The 13812-nt window shown below is 68.1% G+C and carries 17 protein-coding genes and 1 pseudogene; 11 read left to right on the top strand and 7 right to left on the bottom strand.

The annotated features are described in order from the left end of the window. Nucleotides 1-105 precede the first annotated feature (105 nt). From GAS53_RS10300 to GAS53_RS10315, 4 genes are all read left to right on the top strand, one after another. The gene (locus GAS53_RS10300) at nucleotides 106-471 is read left to right on the top strand and encodes a hypothetical protein (RefSeq protein WP_151477180.1); all 366 of its coding nucleotides are present in this window, start codon (nucleotides 106-108) and stop codon (nucleotides 469-471) included. A 400-nt stretch (nucleotides 472-871) separates the two neighbouring features. Continuing rightward, complete coding sequence (locus GAS53_RS10305; RefSeq protein WP_151477181.1) at nucleotides 872-1159, top strand: hypothetical protein; 288 nt, start codon at nucleotides 872-874, stop codon at nucleotides 1157-1159. A 120-nt stretch (nucleotides 1160-1279) separates the two neighbouring features. Next, nucleotides 1280-1567, top strand: a complete 288-nt coding sequence (locus tag GAS53_RS10310) for a hypothetical protein (protein ID WP_151477182.1) — start codon at nucleotides 1280-1282, stop codon at nucleotides 1565-1567. A 104-nt stretch (nucleotides 1568-1671) separates the two neighbouring features. Continuing rightward, nucleotides 1672-2022 (top strand): hypothetical protein, encoded by a 351-nt coding sequence (locus tag GAS53_RS10315; protein ID WP_225858848.1) that lies wholly within the window; start codon nucleotides 1672-1674, stop codon nucleotides 2020-2022. A 240-nt stretch (nucleotides 2023-2262) separates the two neighbouring features. Here the strand turns inward: GAS53_RS10315 and GAS53_RS10320 are convergent, their stop codons facing one another. The 3 genes from GAS53_RS10320 to GAS53_RS10330 form a co-directional block, all read right to left on the bottom strand. Continuing rightward, on the bottom strand, nucleotides 2263-2559 hold the full coding sequence (locus tag GAS53_RS10320) for a hypothetical protein (RefSeq protein WP_151477183.1): 297 nt from the start codon (nucleotides 2557-2559) through the stop codon (nucleotides 2263-2265). Between the two features lie 318 nt (nucleotides 2560-2877). Beyond that, nucleotides 2878-3168: a hypothetical protein gene (locus tag GAS53_RS10325; RefSeq protein ID WP_151477184.1), complete on the bottom strand. Its 291-nt coding sequence runs from the start codon at nucleotides 3166-3168 to the stop codon at nucleotides 2878-2880. Between the two features lie 219 nt (nucleotides 3169-3387). Beyond that, nucleotides 3388-3864: a hypothetical protein gene (locus tag GAS53_RS10330; protein WP_151477185.1), complete on the bottom strand. Its 477-nt coding sequence runs from the start codon at nucleotides 3862-3864 to the stop codon at nucleotides 3388-3390. Nucleotides 3865-4379: 515 nt separating this feature from the next. On the opposite strand from GAS53_RS10330, the gene GAS53_RS10335 reads away from it, so the two are divergent. Together GAS53_RS10335 and GAS53_RS10340 are read left to right on the top strand one after the other, a co-directional pair. After that, nucleotides 4380-5183 carry a hypothetical protein gene (locus GAS53_RS10335; RefSeq protein WP_151477186.1) on the top strand — a complete coding sequence of 268 codons (804 nt, stop codon included), beginning with the start codon at nucleotides 4380-4382 and terminating at the stop codon, nucleotides 5181-5183. A gap of 74 nt (nucleotides 5184-5257) precedes the next feature. Beyond that, nucleotides 5258-5545, top strand: coding sequence for a hypothetical protein (locus tag GAS53_RS10340; protein WP_151477187.1), 288 nt, complete (start codon nucleotides 5258-5260; stop codon nucleotides 5543-5545). A 152-nt stretch (nucleotides 5546-5697) separates the two neighbouring features. Here GAS53_RS10340 and GAS53_RS56200 read toward each other — a convergent pair. From GAS53_RS56200 to GAS53_RS10350, 3 genes and pseudogenes are all read right to left on the bottom strand, one after another. After that, nucleotides 5698-5906: pseudogene (locus GAS53_RS56200) on the bottom strand (hypothetical protein); the annotation flags it as partial. 172 nt (nucleotides 5907-6078) lie between these two features. Continuing rightward, the gene (locus GAS53_RS10345) at nucleotides 6079-7050 is read right to left on the bottom strand and encodes a pirin family protein (RefSeq protein WP_151477188.1); all 972 of its coding nucleotides are present in this window, start codon (nucleotides 7048-7050) and stop codon (nucleotides 6079-6081) included. Nucleotides 7051-7187: 137 nt separating this feature from the next. Next, on the bottom strand, nucleotides 7188-7679 hold the full coding sequence (locus GAS53_RS10350; RefSeq protein WP_151477189.1) for an SseB family protein: 492 nt from the start codon (nucleotides 7677-7679) through the stop codon (nucleotides 7188-7190). A gap of 248 nt (nucleotides 7680-7927) precedes the next feature. Between GAS53_RS10350 and GAS53_RS10355 the strand changes: the two genes are divergently transcribed. The 3 genes from GAS53_RS10355 (at nucleotide 7928) to GAS53_RS10365 (ending at nucleotide 11586) form a co-directional block, all read left to right on the top strand. Beyond that, entirely contained in the window at nucleotides 7928-9754 is a 1827-nt protein-coding gene (locus GAS53_RS10355; RefSeq protein WP_151477190.1) for an acyl-CoA dehydrogenase, read from the top strand. A 201-nt stretch (nucleotides 9755-9955) separates the two neighbouring features. After that, nucleotides 9956-11254 (top strand): M18 family aminopeptidase, encoded by a 1299-nt coding sequence (locus GAS53_RS10360; protein ID WP_151477191.1) that lies wholly within the window; start codon nucleotides 9956-9958, stop codon nucleotides 11252-11254. A gap of 80 nt (nucleotides 11255-11334) precedes the next feature. Continuing rightward, nucleotides 11335-11586 carry a DUF6458 family protein gene (locus GAS53_RS10365; protein ID WP_151477192.1) on the top strand — a complete coding sequence of 84 codons (252 nt, stop codon included), beginning with the start codon at nucleotides 11335-11337 and terminating at the stop codon, nucleotides 11584-11586. A 78-nt stretch (nucleotides 11587-11664) separates the two neighbouring features. Here GAS53_RS10365 and GAS53_RS10370 read toward each other — a convergent pair whose 3' ends face one another. Next, a complete protein-coding gene (locus tag GAS53_RS10370; RefSeq protein ID WP_151477193.1) occupies nucleotides 11665-12108 on the bottom strand; it encodes a cupin domain-containing protein in 444 nt (147 codons plus the stop codon). Between the two features lie 52 nt (nucleotides 12109-12160). Between GAS53_RS10370 and GAS53_RS10375 the strand changes: the two genes are divergently transcribed. Next, on the top strand, nucleotides 12161-13177 hold the full coding sequence (locus GAS53_RS10375) for a GlxA family transcriptional regulator (RefSeq protein ID WP_151477194.1): 1017 nt from the start codon (nucleotides 12161-12163) through the stop codon (nucleotides 13175-13177). Further along, on the top strand, nucleotides 13174-13668 hold the full coding sequence (locus GAS53_RS10380; RefSeq protein WP_151477195.1) for an LURP-one-related/scramblase family protein: 495 nt from the start codon (nucleotides 13174-13176) through the stop codon (nucleotides 13666-13668). Before GAS53_RS10375 ends, GAS53_RS10380 begins: the two co-directional genes overlap by 4 nt. The last annotated feature ends 144 nt before the right edge of the window (nucleotides 13669-13812 follow it).

A 13812-nucleotide genomic window follows, 5' to 3' on the forward strand; every position in this document is an offset into this window, starting at 1 on the left:
CTTGGGTCGGACGCCGGAGCCCGTCTCTCCGACATCCCAGGGCCCGACGCGGCCGGTTCGCGGCGCACGGCGCCCGGGGCACCCCTCACAAAGGAGACGCATCACATGTTCAGCAGGAAGAAGATCGCGGCGGTCTCGGGGCTTCTCGGCGGCCTCGCCCTGACCTGTACCGGTGTCACCCAGGTGCACGCCGCAGTGGGCCCGGGCACCTGCTCTGTCGACGCTCAGGGCAACATCACCTGCGTCCAACGGGTCAGCGGCGAGAAGGCCGAGGATGGCGGGTTCGTCCTCCGCCAGGCACAGGGCTGCGTGCCGATGAAGCCCTTCTCGTTGCCCGGCATCCCCCTTCTGAATAATGGGAGTACGCGGATCGGGCCCGAGGTGACCTGTCTGCCCACCACGACGTCGGCGCCCGACAGCAGTGACAAGAGTGAAGGCGGTCTGGGGCTGCCTGGCGGTCTGCTGAGCTGAGCCCCGGTACGGAATCTTCCGACACCGTCCTCACCTTCAAGCAGCGGATGGCCGGACCGGGGTGACCCGGGCCGGCCATCCGCTGCTTCCGCGTCCACGCGAGCGCCCGGTCGCGCAGCGCGCGTCGGCGGGCAAACGGGTGACCGCCCGTCACCGCCCGTGACTCGGCCCCGGGGAATCGTCGTTTCCAGGGAAGAACGGCGAGCCCACGACCCGGCCGCATCTCCAGCTCTCTCATCCCCTTTCAACTCCGTGGCGGGGCGGACGGAAGGGTGCTTCGCCATAAGCCGACACGGCGCACAGAAGGGCCCAAGATCCCAAATGACTACGTTTCGTGTGTATATGCTCACATTAAGTAGTCGAACCAGGGCACCATGCCCGGGTAAGAAAGGGTCAAACTATGCGCAAGTTTCAGCGCGTTGCGGTCGTAGCCGCAGCGATCGCGGGGCTGTCCACCATCGGCGCCGGCGTCAGCTTCGCCCACGGCGAGGGCGAGGGCGACGGCTTCGATGGAGTCACCGCGGTGGCTTCCTCGCAGGCCAACGCCGTGGCCAACTACGGCGGCACCCCGCACGGTCACGGGCGCCACGGCGGTCCGCAGGCGGCTCCGCACTTCGCGCCCCAGAACGGATTCAACTTCGCGCCGACGGACATTTTCGGTCACGGCTCCGCTCCGCACGGCTCCTAGTAAAGAAGCGCCGAGGGCTCGATGCGCAAGTTTCAGCGGGCTGCGGTCGTAGCCGCAGCGGTCGTGGGGCGGGTCGCTCCGTACTCCGCGCCGCAGTGGGCCCCGTAGGTCGTTTCGCAGGTGGTCGCGCCGCAGCCCGCACCCTGGTCGGCCCAGCAATCGGTCGCCTCGCGGACCATTGCGTCGCACATCGCCTCGGAACGCCACAACAGGCGCATCGAAATCCGTCAGAACACCCTATGCACCGTATCCAAGTCGCACGGTCTGAACGTCCATTTCCTGGATCAGCCCGGGCTGCTCAACGGTGTGCTGGATAACACCCTCAACGGCAATGGCAGCCCGGACGCGCAGCAAACCCACCAGGGTGCGCGCCCGGGCTGCAACAATTCCGTCGCCGGACGCAGTTGAAGACGCGTCAGGCGCTGGGTCCCGCATTTCGGCCTCCTCCAAGGCTTGGGCTCAAGCCGATCAACGGCAGGCGCCCGGGTCTCGATTGCAAAGGAACTCAGCACATGTTCAGTCGGCAGAAGATCGCAACCGTCTCGGGGCTCATCGGCAGTCTCGCCGTGATCTACGTCGGCGCCGCGCAGGCGTACGCCAATGAACCCCCGCGAAATTGCAAGACCTCCGCCCAGGGTGAAACCATCTGCGTTCGCAAGAGCGAGGTCGTCCGCACCGACAAGGACGGCAGGTATGTCATCAAGCAGACGCAGAACTGCGTGACGATGGAGCGGCCGCGCTTGGTGTGGGGTCCCGAGAACGGCCTGCTGAAAAAGGGGACCACAAAGGTCGGGCCGGTCGTTGAGTGCTCCAACAAGGTGACGCTGCCCAAGGGCTTCAAGCCGCCTCATTTCAAGTTCTGAGGCGCAATCGGCGAATGCCGGACCGGGACTGTTCTCCCGATCCGGCATTTCGGCTTTCTGGGGCGGCGGTCGACCCGTGGCCCGATGGAACTCTCCCATGGCGCGACGGAATGGGACAAGGCTTTCTTCCGATGCTTCCTTCCGACCCTTTCTGCCGACGCTTTCTGTCGACGCTTTCTGTCGACATAAAAACCTCGGTGCCCCGGCCTGTGGCCGGGGCACCGAGAGAAAGGTTCTGACTTACTTGCCGCCGACGCTGTTGTTGCAGCCCATGGTCGAACCCAGGGAGGTCGTCTGCGCACCCGGGTTGCCTTCGCCGTTCAGCAAGTTGCCGCCCAGGCCGTTGGCGACGCCGACCTGGCCGAGGATGTCGACGTTGGCGTCGTGTGACCGGCAGGTGGTGCTCTGGAAGACGTTGAGACCACCGCCGTGACCCCGGCCGCCCGGACCTCCGTCGGCGTGGGCAGCGCCGGCACTCAGGAGTCCGACGCTCCCGAGGGCGGCGACCAGGACGGCAGCCTTGCGGAGCTTGTGCATTTCATCTCCGATGGAGTGAGGTGGATGCGATCTGTAATAGACCGCCTTCGTACAGTTACGGAGGCTAATAGGAAATAACCTCGAAACACCCTGTGGCGCGCCGAATTCGATGAATCCTCACCACCTTGGCCGAAGGCCGGGAAATGCCGCGCCCCGCGCGTGAATTCGCGACGTCGGCACCGGTCTCTTTCGGCTCGGTCGCCGCTGACGATGCCGATCGGATGGCCACTTCGACACAAAAAGGGTCCCGGCACCGGGCCTGAGGCTCAGTGCCGGGACATGTTTCCCGCTGTCGGCCGCCTAAGCGGCCGTCACACACTAGAAGGCGCTGTTGTTGCAGCCCATGCTCGAGCCGAGGTGAGTGTCCTGCCCACCGGCGTTGCCCTCGCCGTTGAGCGCGTTGCCCAGCAGGCCGTTGAGGATCCCGACCTGGCCGAGGATGTCGAGGTTCAGGTCGTGCGACTTGCAGTTGGAGCTCTGCAGGATGTTGGTCCCCTTGCCGCCGTGACCGTCGTCGCCACCACCCTGGGCGTTGGCGGTGCCGGCGCCCAGGAGTCCGACGCTGCCGATGGCGGCGACCACGACGGCAGCCTTGCGAAGCTTGTGCATGTCATCTCCGATGGAGTGAGGTGGATGCGGTCCGTAATAGACCGCTTCGTACTGTGACGGGAGATTAGTACGAAATACCCTCAAACCACTCAGCGACGCGCCGGGTTGAGTGATCTTGTCGCGGAAGCAACCTGACGTTGCATCAGCTGCGACCGGGCCCTTGGAAGACGATCCTCGAAGGGCCCGTGCTGGGCGACTGTGTCCGGCCGTCCGACGGCCCTAGCGGGCGCTCGCGAGGGCGTTCGACTGGCTGTTGGCCTGGGTGCAGGTGATGCCCCGGGTCTCGGAGGCGGCGAGCAGGGCAACCGGGGCATTCGCGTTGAGCAGGGACTGCGGGCTGCACTCCTGGTCCGGGTGGAAGAGGTTGTTCTGGTTCGGCGGAGTACCGCCGCCCTGCGCCGGGGCCGGCTGGGGCGAGACCTGGGGGTTGATCTGAGGGCTCAGCTGAGGACTGACCTGCGGGCTGACATCGGCGCCCTGCTGTGGGGCCGCCTGTCGCTGCGCGGTCGGCGAGCCGTTGGAGTGCGCGGTGGCCTGCGAGTTGGTCCACGAGCCGGCCTGGGCGTCCGGCTGCCCAACGGGTGGCGGAGCAGCGTTGTATGCAGCGGCATCGGCAGCGAAACCGGGACCGGCGCCGATGGCGGACAGACCGCCGGCAGCTGCGACGACGAGCGCGACCTGCTGAAGCTTGCGCATGGAATCCTCGGCCCTTCATTGACCTGTGCATGGAACGTATTGAAATGCTGATGAGCCACTGCAGCTGTTGCTCTTCTGCTGCCTGTGCGGCTGCGATGGACCATCGTTCTGGTCCCGTGGGGAACGAGACAAGTACGGGTCCAGTCACGGGAGCCGGAGCGGGGTCACCCATTTGCCAAAGGACGTGAAAACGGAGGAGTGCCGTCCTCGCACTCGTACTTGACGGAACGACAATCCGGAAACAAATCCGGTAATCCGATCGATGGCGAATGGGTGACGGAATTTTGGGATCCCGTGACCGGTTCGGAGGGAATGTCGTTGCCAGCTGGGAGAGGGCAGCGACCATGAATCAGAGAGGGGCATCGGGATCCGCTGTCGGCTCCGGCGTGAAGTCCACGTGGCAGCCCAGGATTTCCCCTGTCAGGGCGCGGTACGAACGTCAGACTGGGCGCACGCAAGACTGCACTGAAATACAACGGATTTCCCTGAACAGGTATTGAAGGGCCGAGGGTTCCATGCGAAAGCTTCACAAGGCCGCGCTCGTCGTAGCAGCGGCCGGCGGTCTGACCGCCATCGGCGCCGGCGTCAGCCATGCCGACTCTCCCGTCGGGTATAGCGGTGGCGCTCCGGCGCCCGCTCCCCAGTACTACCCGGCCCCGGCGCCTGCTCCCCAGTACCAGGCACCCCAACCCCAGTACCAGGCGCCTCCTCCGCAGTACCAGGCACCCCAACCCCAGTACCAGGCACCCCAGTCGGCCCCGGCGCCTGCTCCCCAGTACCAGGCACCCCAGCAGAGTGCTCCGCAGGCCACGGCAGGTGCCGGTTCGGCAGGCACCGCACAGGCCACCGGTCCGCAGTCCTACCACCAGCCGGCGCAGCAGGCAGCTCCGCAGGCGCCCGCTCCGCAGCAGAGCGCGCCGCAGCAGAGCGGTTACGCCTCCGCCTCGGCCTCGTCGGGGGGCTTCGCGCATGCCTCCAACTCGCCATACGGCTCGCAGCACTCCGCCCCGCAGCAGTCCGCGCCGCAGCAGTCCGCCCCCCAGCAGCCGGCGCCGGCACAGGTCATGCCGCAGGTCACCCCGCAGACGTCGCCGCAGGTCATGCCGCAGGTCGCCCCGCAGGTCTCCGCACCCCAGGTCTTCAACCCGGAGCCCGCGCCGCGTGTCGCCCCGCAGGTGAACCCGCAGGTGAATCCTCAGGTGAACCCGCTCGTCAACCCGCTGATCGCGCCGGCCGGCCCGCCGCAGGTACCCGGGCTCGGCCTCGGACAGGTCGCGGCGCCTCCCGTGGGCCAGCTCGGTCTGCCCCGACTCGGCTGATGGCCTCCCCGCAGTTGTCCACCGTCCCAACTCGATCTGCTGCAGATCACATCCGCTCGACCAACGGAGAAAAAATGCGCAAGCTTCAGAAGGTCGCCATCGTGGGCGCCGTCCTCGGCAGTGTCGGCTCCTTCGGCTTCGGCACCGCCTTCGCACACGACGACCGGGGGCACGACGGTTTCGACGACTTCGACGTCAAGCAGGGCATCGAGTGTCGCTCGCACGACATGAACATCGACGTGCTCGGCAGCATCGGCGCCATCAACGGCGCGCTGGGCAACGCGCTCAACGGCGAGGGCAACCCGGGTGCGCAGCCCACCCACCTCGGTTCGGACATGGGCTGCAACAGTCGGGCGTTCTGAGCAACCGCGCTACACACTCCTCCCCAAGACCCTCCCCTCTTCGTGTTCTTCACGGTCCTGCAAGAGGGCCGCTGACCTCCGGGCCCGGCATGACTGCTCCCCCTGGTGATCGGATGACCTGGGGTGGTGTCACCGGGCCCGAGAGGTTCCGTTGAGATCCAGTCTCGTCCGTGCAGCAATTCGCGCTTGAAGCCCTGGAAGAACGACTCAGCCGGGGCGGTGCATGTGACTGGCCGGCAACTGACCGGCCCCCGATCCGGCGCGAGCAGACGTCGATGACCCTGGCCAGAGACAGCCACGTCGGTCCGACGGCCATGTACGTGATGTCGCCGCACCACCTGGTGTTGAGTGCCGACGCGGTGCATGCAGTCCCCGTTCGTCAGGTGCGGCGCGGGCGCCGTCGGCCTCCACCGCACGGCCGACCAGTGAGCGGGACGACCTCGACGTCCGTCGGGCGGCGCAGGCGCGAAAACGGGACCCGGTCCCCGACCGTTGTGCGGTCGGGGACCGGGTCCCGTTCGTTGGTTCCGGGCCTACAGCCCGCCCTCGGACATCCCGTGGACGGCGGGGATCGTGCCCAGCCGCCCCTTCTGGAAGTCCTCGAACGCCTGCTGCAGCTCCTCGCGGGTGTTCATCACGAACGGCCCGTAGTGCGCCATCGGCTCGCGGATCGGCTGACCGCCCAGGATCACGACCTCCAGGTCCGGCGTGTTCGAGTCCTGCTTCTCGTCCGCGCGGACGGTCAGCGAGGAGCCCGCGCCGAAGACGGTCGTCTGCCCGGTGTGGACCGAGCGGCGGTCCGCACCGACGCTGCCGCGGCCGGCCATCACGTACGCGAGGGCGTTGAAGTCCTCGCGCCACGGGAGCGTGAGCTCGGCGCCGGGCGCCACGGTCGCGTGGACCATGGTGATCGGCGTGTGCGTGATGCCGGGGCCCTGGTGACCGTCCAGCTCACCGGCGATGACACGCAGGAGCGCGCCGCCGTCGGGGGTGGAGAGCAGCTGGACCGAACCACCGCGGATGTCCTGGTAGCGCGGCGCCATCATCTTGTCCTTGGCCGGCAGGTTCACCCACAGCTGGAGCCCGTGGAAGAGACCGCCCGACATGACGAGCGACTCCGGCGGAGCCTCGATGTGCAGGAGGCCCGAGCCCGCCGTCATCCACTGGGTGTCGCCGTTGGTGATGGTGCCGCCGCCACCGTTGGAGTCCTGGTGGTCGAAGATTCCGTCAATGATGTAGGTCACGGTCTCGAAGCCGCGGTGGGGGTGCCAGGGGGTGCCCTTGGGCTCGCCCGGCGCGTACTCCACCTCGCCCATCTGGTCCATCATGATGAACGGGTCGAGGTGGCGGTAGTTGATCCCGGCGAACGCGCGGCGAACCGGGAAGCCCTCGCCCTCGAAGCCGCTCGGCGCGGTGGTCACGGCGAGCACGGGGCGGGCCACGGCCTCGGCCGACGCCGCGACGCGGGGCAGGGTCAGCGGGTTCTCGACGGTCACTGCAGGCATGTCGGTACCTCCTTGTGCTCCGAGTTTAGTTGAATGTAGAACTTTCTGCCACCTGGAACGCAGAACGCCCGGAGGGCATTCCCTCCGGGCGTCGCTCGTGGCGCGAGGCGCGTCAGCCGTCTGTGAAGCAAGGGCGACTAGCCGTACATCCGGCGCATCGCGAAGTCCACCATCTGCTCGACCGCCTTCGCGTCGAAGACGATGCGATGCTCGCCCTCCATGTCGAGGACGAAGCCGTAGCCGGTGGGGAGCAGGTCGATCACCTCGGCGCCGGTGATCACGAAGTACTTGGACTCCTTGCCGGCGTACCGGCGCAGCTCCTTGAGCGAGGTGAACATCGGAATCACGGGCTGCTGGGTGTTGTGCAGCGCCAGGAAACCGGGGTTGTCGCCGCGCGGGCAGTAGACCTTGGAGGTGGCGAAGACCTGCTGGAAGTCCTCGGGGGTCAGCGACCCCGTGGTGAACGCGCGCACCGCGTCCGCGAGCGAGGGCGGTGATGGCTCGGGGTAGAGCGGCTGCTGCTGACCGTATCCGCCCACACCGCCGACCCCGCCGGGCTGCTGCGGCGGCGGCTGGGGCTGCGCGTACTGCTGCTGCCCCGGTCCCACGTTCTGGTCGTAGCCGTACATGGGGGCAAGCGTACTGGCGGGGCGGGGCACCCGGTCGCGCGCGCCGGATTTCCTCGAACAGGTGGCGGAGACGTCCGCGCACACCCGAATGTAGACCCTGCTCACACTTGGGCCGCTAGGGGTTGATTCTTATTACCGACGGGTAGCATCATCGTAGCTACTAGTTGGTACGTGAACCAGATGCGCACCAGACTCGAACCAGGTACGAGGAATCACCACCTCCCCGATCCCTTAACGGAGCCGTCGCCATGGGGCACTACAAGTCGAATCTCCGCGACATCGAGTTCAACCTCTTCGAGGTGCTCGGGCGCGACAAGCTGTACGGCACCGGCCCGTTCGCGGAGATGGACACCGAAACCGCCAAGAGCATCCTCGAAGAGGTGACCCGGCTCGCGGAGAACGAGCTGGCGGAGTCCTTCGCGGACGCCGACCGCAACCCGCCGGTCTTCGACCCGGAGACCAACACCGCGCCGGTACCCGCGTCCTTCAAGAAGAGCTACCAGGCCTTCATGGACTCCGAGTACTGGCGGCTCGGTCTGCCCGAGGAGATCGGCGGCACCACCGCCCCCCGCTCCCTGATCTGGGCCTACGCGGAGCTGCTGCTCGGCGCCAACCCGGCCGTCTGGATGTACTCCTCGGGACCGGCCTTCGCGGGCATCCTCTTCGACGAGGGCAACGAGGTCCAGAAGCACATCGCGAAGATCGCCGTGGACAAGCAGTGGGGCTCCACCATGGTGCTCACCGAGCCGGACGCCGGCTCGGACGTGGGCGCGGGCCGCACCAAGGCGGTTCAGCAGGAGGACGGCTCCTGGCACATCGAGGGCGTCAAGCGCTTCATCACGTCCGGTGAGCACGACATGTCGGACAACATCCTCCACTATGTGCTGGCCCGTCCCGAGGGCGCCGGACCCGGCACCAAGGGCCTGTCCCTCTTCCTCGTCCCGAAGTACCTCTTCGACTTCGAGACCGGCGAGCTGGGCGAGCGCAACGGCGTGTACGCGACGAACGTCGAGCACAAGATGGGCCTCAAGGCCTCCAACACGTGCGAGATGACGTTCGGCGACCGCCACCCCGCCAAGGGCTGGCTGATCGGCGACAAGCACGACGGCATCCGCCAGATGTTCCGCATCATCGAGTTCGCGCGGATGATGGTCGGCACGAAGGCGATCTCCACGCTGTCGACGGGCTACCTGAACGCGCTGGAGTACGCCAAGGAGCGCGTCCAGGGTCCCGACCTCGCGAACTTCATGGACAAGACCGCGCCCAAGGTCACCATCACGCACCACCCGGACGTACGCCGCTCGCTGATCACGCAGAAGGCGTACGCGGAGGGCATGCGCGCCCTCGTCCTCTACACCGCGTCGATCCAGGACGAGATCGCGCTCAAGGAGGCCGCCAGCGAGGACAGCGCCGCGCTGGAGGCGCTGAACGACCTGCTCCTGCCGATCGTGAAGGGCTACGGCTCCGAGAAGGGCTACGAGCAGCTCGCCCAGTCGCTGCAGACCCTCGGCGGCTCCGGCTTCCTGCAGGAGTACCCGATCGAGCAGTACATCCGCGACGCCAAGATCGACACCCTGTACGAGGGCACGACCGCGATCCAGGGCCAGGACTTCTTCTTCCGGAAGATCGTCCGCAACCAGGGCGCCGCGCTGAACTCGCTCGCCGAGGACATCAAGAAGTTCCTGGCGCTCGGCACCGGCGGCGAGGAGCTGTCCGGCGCCCGCGAGCACCTCGCCAAGGCGGCCGTCGAGCTGGAGGCCATCGTCGGCCTGATGCTCACCGACCTCGCGGCGACCGAGCAGGACGTCAAGAACATCTACAAGGTCGGCCTCAACACCACCCGCCTGCTGATGGCCTCGGGTGACGTGGTCGTCGGCTACCTGCTGCTGAAGGGTGCCGCAGTCGCCGCCGAGAAGCTGGAGACGGCCCCCGCGAAGGACAAGGCGTTCTACACCGGCAAGATCGCGGCGGCGAAGTTCTTCGCGGCGAACGTCCTGCCGGGTGTCACCGGTGCGCGCAAGATCGCCGAGGGTGTCGACCTGGACCTGATGGAGCTGGACGAGGCCGCCTTCTAGGACCTGGCCCAGGACCTGGCTCAGGACCTGGCGAGGCCGCCTCCAAGGCCTCCGCCAAAGGCCATCGATATGCCTCCGGCAAGGCCCTCCACGGGCGTACCGGAGGCTGTTCCTCCGGTCAGCCGCTCCTCCACAGACCCCTTACGAGAGCCCGTTCCCCATCACCGGGAGCGGGCTCTCGTACGTCGTTAAGGTGAACCCATGCGCACACCGCCCCGCTTCGACCGCGGACACACCGACGACCTCATGTCCTTCCTGGCGGCGAGCCCGTCCCCGTACCACGCGGTGGCCAACGCCGCCGAGCGGCTGGAGAAGGCAGGCTTCCGGCAGGTCGCGGAGACGGATGCCTGGGAGGGGACGAGCGGCGGAAAGTACGTGCTGCGCGGGGGCGCGATCGTTGCCTGGTACGTGCCGGAGGGCGCCGAGCCGCACACCGCGTTCCGCATCGTCGGGGCGCACACCGACTCCCCCAATCTGCGGGTGAAGCCGCGGCCCGACAGCGGGGCGCACGGCTGGCGCCAGGTCGCGGTCGAGATCTACGGCGGCCCGCTGCTCAACTCCTGGCTGGACCGCGACCTGGGTCTCGCGGGCCGGCTCTCCCTCCGGGACGGCTCGACGCGTCTGGTGAACATCGACCGGCCGCTGCTGCGCGTGCCCCAGCTCGCCATCCACCTCGACCGTTCCGTCACCTCGGACGGTCTCAAGCTCGACAAGCAGAGACATCTGCAGCCCATCTGGGGCCTGGGCAACGACGTGCGCGACGGCGATCTGATCCGCTTCCTGGAGGAGGAGTCGGGGCTGGCCGAGGGCGAGACCACCGGCTGGGACCTGATGGTGCACTCCATCGAACCGCCCGCCTACCTGGGCCGCGACAAGGAACTGCTCGCGGGCCCACGCATGGACAACCTCCTGTCCGTACACGCGGGTACGGCGGCGCTGGCGGCCGTGGCGACCTCCGACGAGCCCCTCCCGTACATCCCGGTCCTCGCGGCCTTCGACCACGAGGAGAACGGTTCGCAGTCGGACACCGGGGCGGACGGTCCGCTGCTCGGCAGCGTGCTGGAGCGTTCGGTGTTCGCGCGCGGAGGGTCGTACGAGGACAGGGCCCGCGCCTTCGCCGGCACGGTCTGCCTCTCCTCCGACACGGGTCACGCCGTCCACCCGAACTACGCCGAGCGGCACGACCCGACGCACCACCCGCGCGCGGGCGAGGGCCCGATCCTCAAGGTGAACGTCAACAACCGCTATGCGACGGACGGTTCGGGCCGCGCGGTGTGGGTCGCCGCCTGCGAGAAGGCCGACGTGCCCTTCCAGAACTTCGTCTCCAACAACTCCATGCCCTGCGGCACCACCATCGGCCCCATCACGGCAGCCCGCCACGGCATCAAGACGGTCGACATCGGCGTGGCCATCCTGTCGATGCACAGCGCCCGCGAACTGTGCGGCGCCGCCGACCCGTTCCTGCTGGCGAACTCGTTGGTGGCGTTCTTGGAGGGGTAGTTCCTGCATGCCCATGGTGGCGTCGGGTACCCGGGGTCGGACCGGAACGACACTGTGCTGGTTGACAGGAGGCGACACCCATGGGCCTGGGCGGGTGCATCATTCTGATCGCCGCAGGGGCGATCCTCACCTTCGCGACCGACTGGGACATGCAGGGGGTCAACCTCGACCTGGTCGGCATCATCTTCATGATCGTCGGACTGATCGGTGTGGCGACGTTCAGCAGCATCGCCAAGCGTCGGCGGGTCGTGGTGCCGCCGAGCACGCCGGTGATCGACGAGGAGCGCCACCACCACAACCGGGGCGGATACAGCGACGGTTACGGCGTCTGACCGCGGGTTACGCCGTCTGACCACCGGCGCGACGGCCGGAAAGTGAAGCTTCTGACCACCGGCGCAACAGCCGTCTGACTACCGGCGCAACGCGTGCCCGGTGGTGGCGTCCACGTGGTCCGGGATCTCCTCGTGGCGGTCCCCGACCGTCAGGGTGCCGGTGGGCTCGATGACGAGGATCGCGGCGCCGGACGGGGAGCTCGGCTTGTGCTCGGTGCCGCGCGGGACCGTGAAGACCGAGCCCTTGGGCAGGACCACCGTGCGCTCGCCACCGGGTTCGCGCAGGCCAATGTGCAGTTCGCCCTCCACGACCAGGAAGAACTCGTCGGTGTGGTCGTGGGTGTGCCAGAGGTGGTCGCCCTCGACCTTCGCGACGCGTACGTCGTAGTCGTTGACGGCGGTGACGATGCGAGGGCTCCACAGGTCGTCGAACGAGGCGAGGGCGGCGGCGAGGGAGACGGGTTCGTCGGCAGCTTGAGTGACAGCTTCGCCGGCGGCTCGAGTGACAGCTTCGTTGGCCATGGGCTCATCGTGCGGCGTGGCGGGACCGTCGTACGAGTGCTAGAAATCGCACATGCCGCAAGGATCCTCGCAGCACCTCCCGCCGGGCGGCCGGCCGCACCGGGTCGCCGTGATCGTCGACGAGGGCACCAACCCCTTCGAGGTCGGTGCCGCGACCGAACTGTTCGGGCTGCCCCGCCCCGAACTCGGTCTGCCCGCCCCGCTGTACGAGCTGACGCTGTGCACCCCCACGCCCGGGATCCGGATGAACCACGGCTTCTTCACCCTCACCGGAGTGCCCGGGCTCGACGCGGTGGACGGCGCGGACACCCTCATCGTCCCCGGCCGTCCCGACAACGTCGTCCCGCGCGGCGCCGCCGTACTCGACGCCATCCGGCGCGCCCATGCCCGCGGCGCCCGCATCGTCAGCTTCTGCACCGGCAGCTTCGCGCTCGCCGAGGCCGGGCTGCTCGACGGGCGCCGGGCCACCACGCACTGGCGCTGGGCCGACCTCTTCCGGGAACTCCACCCGAAGGTCCTCCTGGAGCCGGACGTGCTCTTCGTGGACGAGGGAGACGTGCTGACCGCGGCAGGCAGCGCGGCCGCGCTCGACCTCGGGCTGCACATCGTGCGCCGCGACCACGGCGCCGAGATCGCGGTCGCCGTCTCCCGCCGGCTCGTCTTCGCCGCTCATCGCGACGGCGGACAGCGGCAGTTCGTCGAGCGGCCCGTGCCCGACGTACCGGACGAGTCGCTGGCACCGCTGCTGGCCTGGGCCCAGGAACGGATCGGTGAGCCGCTGACGGTCGCGGACCTCGCGACGCGCGCGGCGGTCAGCCCGGCCACACTGCACCGCCGCTTCCGCGCCCAGCTCGGCACGACCCCGCTGGCGTGGCTCACGGGCGAGCGGGTGTCGCTGGCCTGCCGGCTCATCGAGCGGGGCGAGGAACGGCTCGACGTGGTGGCCGAACGCAGCGGTCTCGGCACGGCCGCCAACCTCCGGGCGCGACTGCGGCGCGAGACCGGGCTCAGCCCGTCGGCCTACAGACGGCGTTTCGGACCCGCTGCCGGGGAACCGCTAAGGGCATGAAATTCCTCGTACGCGAGCGGATCCTCGGGATCGGTGACGACTACTGGATCGAGGACGAGCACGGCCGGAAGGCCTTCCTCGTCGACGGCAAGGCGATGCGGCTGCGGGACACCTTCGAGCTGAAGGATCCGCAGGGGCGCGTGGTGATCGACATCCGGCAGAAGATGCTCGCTCTGCGGGACACGATGGTCATCGAGCGGGACGGCGAGCCCCTGGCGACCATCCGCAGGAAGCGGCTGTCGCTGCTGCGCAACCACTACCGCGTGGCGCTCGCCGACGGCAGCGAGCTCGACGTCAGCGGCAAGATTCTCGACCGGGAGTTCGTCGTCGAGTACGACGGGGAACTGCTCGCGCACGTCTCGCGGCGGTGGTTGCGGGTGCGGGAGACGTACGGGGTCGATGTCGTACGGGAGGACGCTGATCCGGGGCTGCTGATCGCGGTGGCGGTGTGCGTGATCCATTTGGCGGAGAAGGAGCGGGGGGTGGGCTGACCGGGTTCCCGGGGGTCTGGCGTTTTTCGCCCCCGCCGCCCCTACCCGTCCCATCCTTCTGGGGCTCCGCCCCAGGCCCCGCTCCTCAAACGCCGGAGGGGCTGAATACCCACGCCGGCCCAGGCATACCCAGCCCGTCCGGCG

This window comes from Streptomyces albicerus, from assembly GCF_008905045.1.
GTDB classification, from domain to species: domain Bacteria; phylum Actinomycetota; class Actinomycetes; order Streptomycetales; family Streptomycetaceae; genus Streptomyces; species Streptomyces albicerus.

What these genes read in the sequence shown, in the direction of transcription:
- GAS53_RS10300 (WP_151477180.1), top strand. Translation starts at nt 106, where the DNA reads ATGTTCAGCAGGAAGAAGATCGCGGCGGTCTCGGGGCTTCTCGGCGGC.
- GAS53_RS10325 (WP_151477184.1), bottom strand. Translation starts at nt 3,168, where the DNA reads ATGCACAAGCTTCGCAAGGCTGCCGTCGTGGTCGCCGCCATCGGCAGC.
- GAS53_RS10380 (WP_151477195.1), top strand. Translation starts at nt 13,174, where the DNA reads ATGAAATTCCTCGTACGCGAGCGGATCCTCGGGATCGGTGACGACTAC.
- GAS53_RS10370 (WP_151477193.1), bottom strand. Translation starts at nt 12,108, where the DNA reads ATGGCCAACGAAGCTGTCACTCGAGCCGCCGGCGAAGCTGTCACTCAA.
- GAS53_RS10320 (WP_151477183.1), bottom strand. Translation starts at nt 2,559, where the DNA reads ATGCACAAGCTCCGCAAGGCTGCCGTCCTGGTCGCCGCCCTCGGGAGC.
- GAS53_RS10335 (WP_151477186.1), top strand. Translation starts at nt 4,380, where the DNA reads ATGCGAAAGCTTCACAAGGCCGCGCTCGTCGTAGCAGCGGCCGGCGGT.
- GAS53_RS10360 (WP_151477191.1), top strand. Translation starts at nt 9,956, where the DNA reads ATGCGCACACCGCCCCGCTTCGACCGCGGACACACCGACGACCTCATG.
- GAS53_RS10365 (WP_151477192.1), top strand. Translation starts at nt 11,335, where the DNA reads ATGGGCCTGGGCGGGTGCATCATTCTGATCGCCGCAGGGGCGATCCTC.
- GAS53_RS10345 (WP_151477188.1), bottom strand. Translation starts at nt 7,050, where the DNA reads ATGCCTGCAGTGACCGTCGAGAACCCGCTGACCCTGCCCCGCGTCGCG.
- GAS53_RS10305 (WP_151477181.1), top strand. Translation starts at nt 872, where the DNA reads ATGCGCAAGTTTCAGCGCGTTGCGGTCGTAGCCGCAGCGATCGCGGGG.
- GAS53_RS10355 (WP_151477190.1), top strand. Translation starts at nt 7,928, where the DNA reads ATGGGGCACTACAAGTCGAATCTCCGCGACATCGAGTTCAACCTCTTC.
- GAS53_RS10330 (WP_151477185.1), bottom strand. Translation starts at nt 3,864, where the DNA reads ATGCGCAAGCTTCAGCAGGTCGCGCTCGTCGTCGCAGCTGCCGGCGGT.
- GAS53_RS10350 (WP_151477189.1), bottom strand. Translation starts at nt 7,679, where the DNA reads ATGTACGGCTACGACCAGAACGTGGGACCGGGGCAGCAGCAGTACGCG.
- GAS53_RS10340 (WP_151477187.1), top strand. Translation starts at nt 5,258, where the DNA reads ATGCGCAAGCTTCAGAAGGTCGCCATCGTGGGCGCCGTCCTCGGCAGT.
- GAS53_RS10315 (WP_225858848.1), top strand. Translation starts at nt 1,672, where the DNA reads ATGTTCAGTCGGCAGAAGATCGCAACCGTCTCGGGGCTCATCGGCAGT.
- GAS53_RS10375 (WP_151477194.1), top strand. Translation starts at nt 12,161, where the DNA reads ATGCCGCAAGGATCCTCGCAGCACCTCCCGCCGGGCGGCCGGCCGCAC.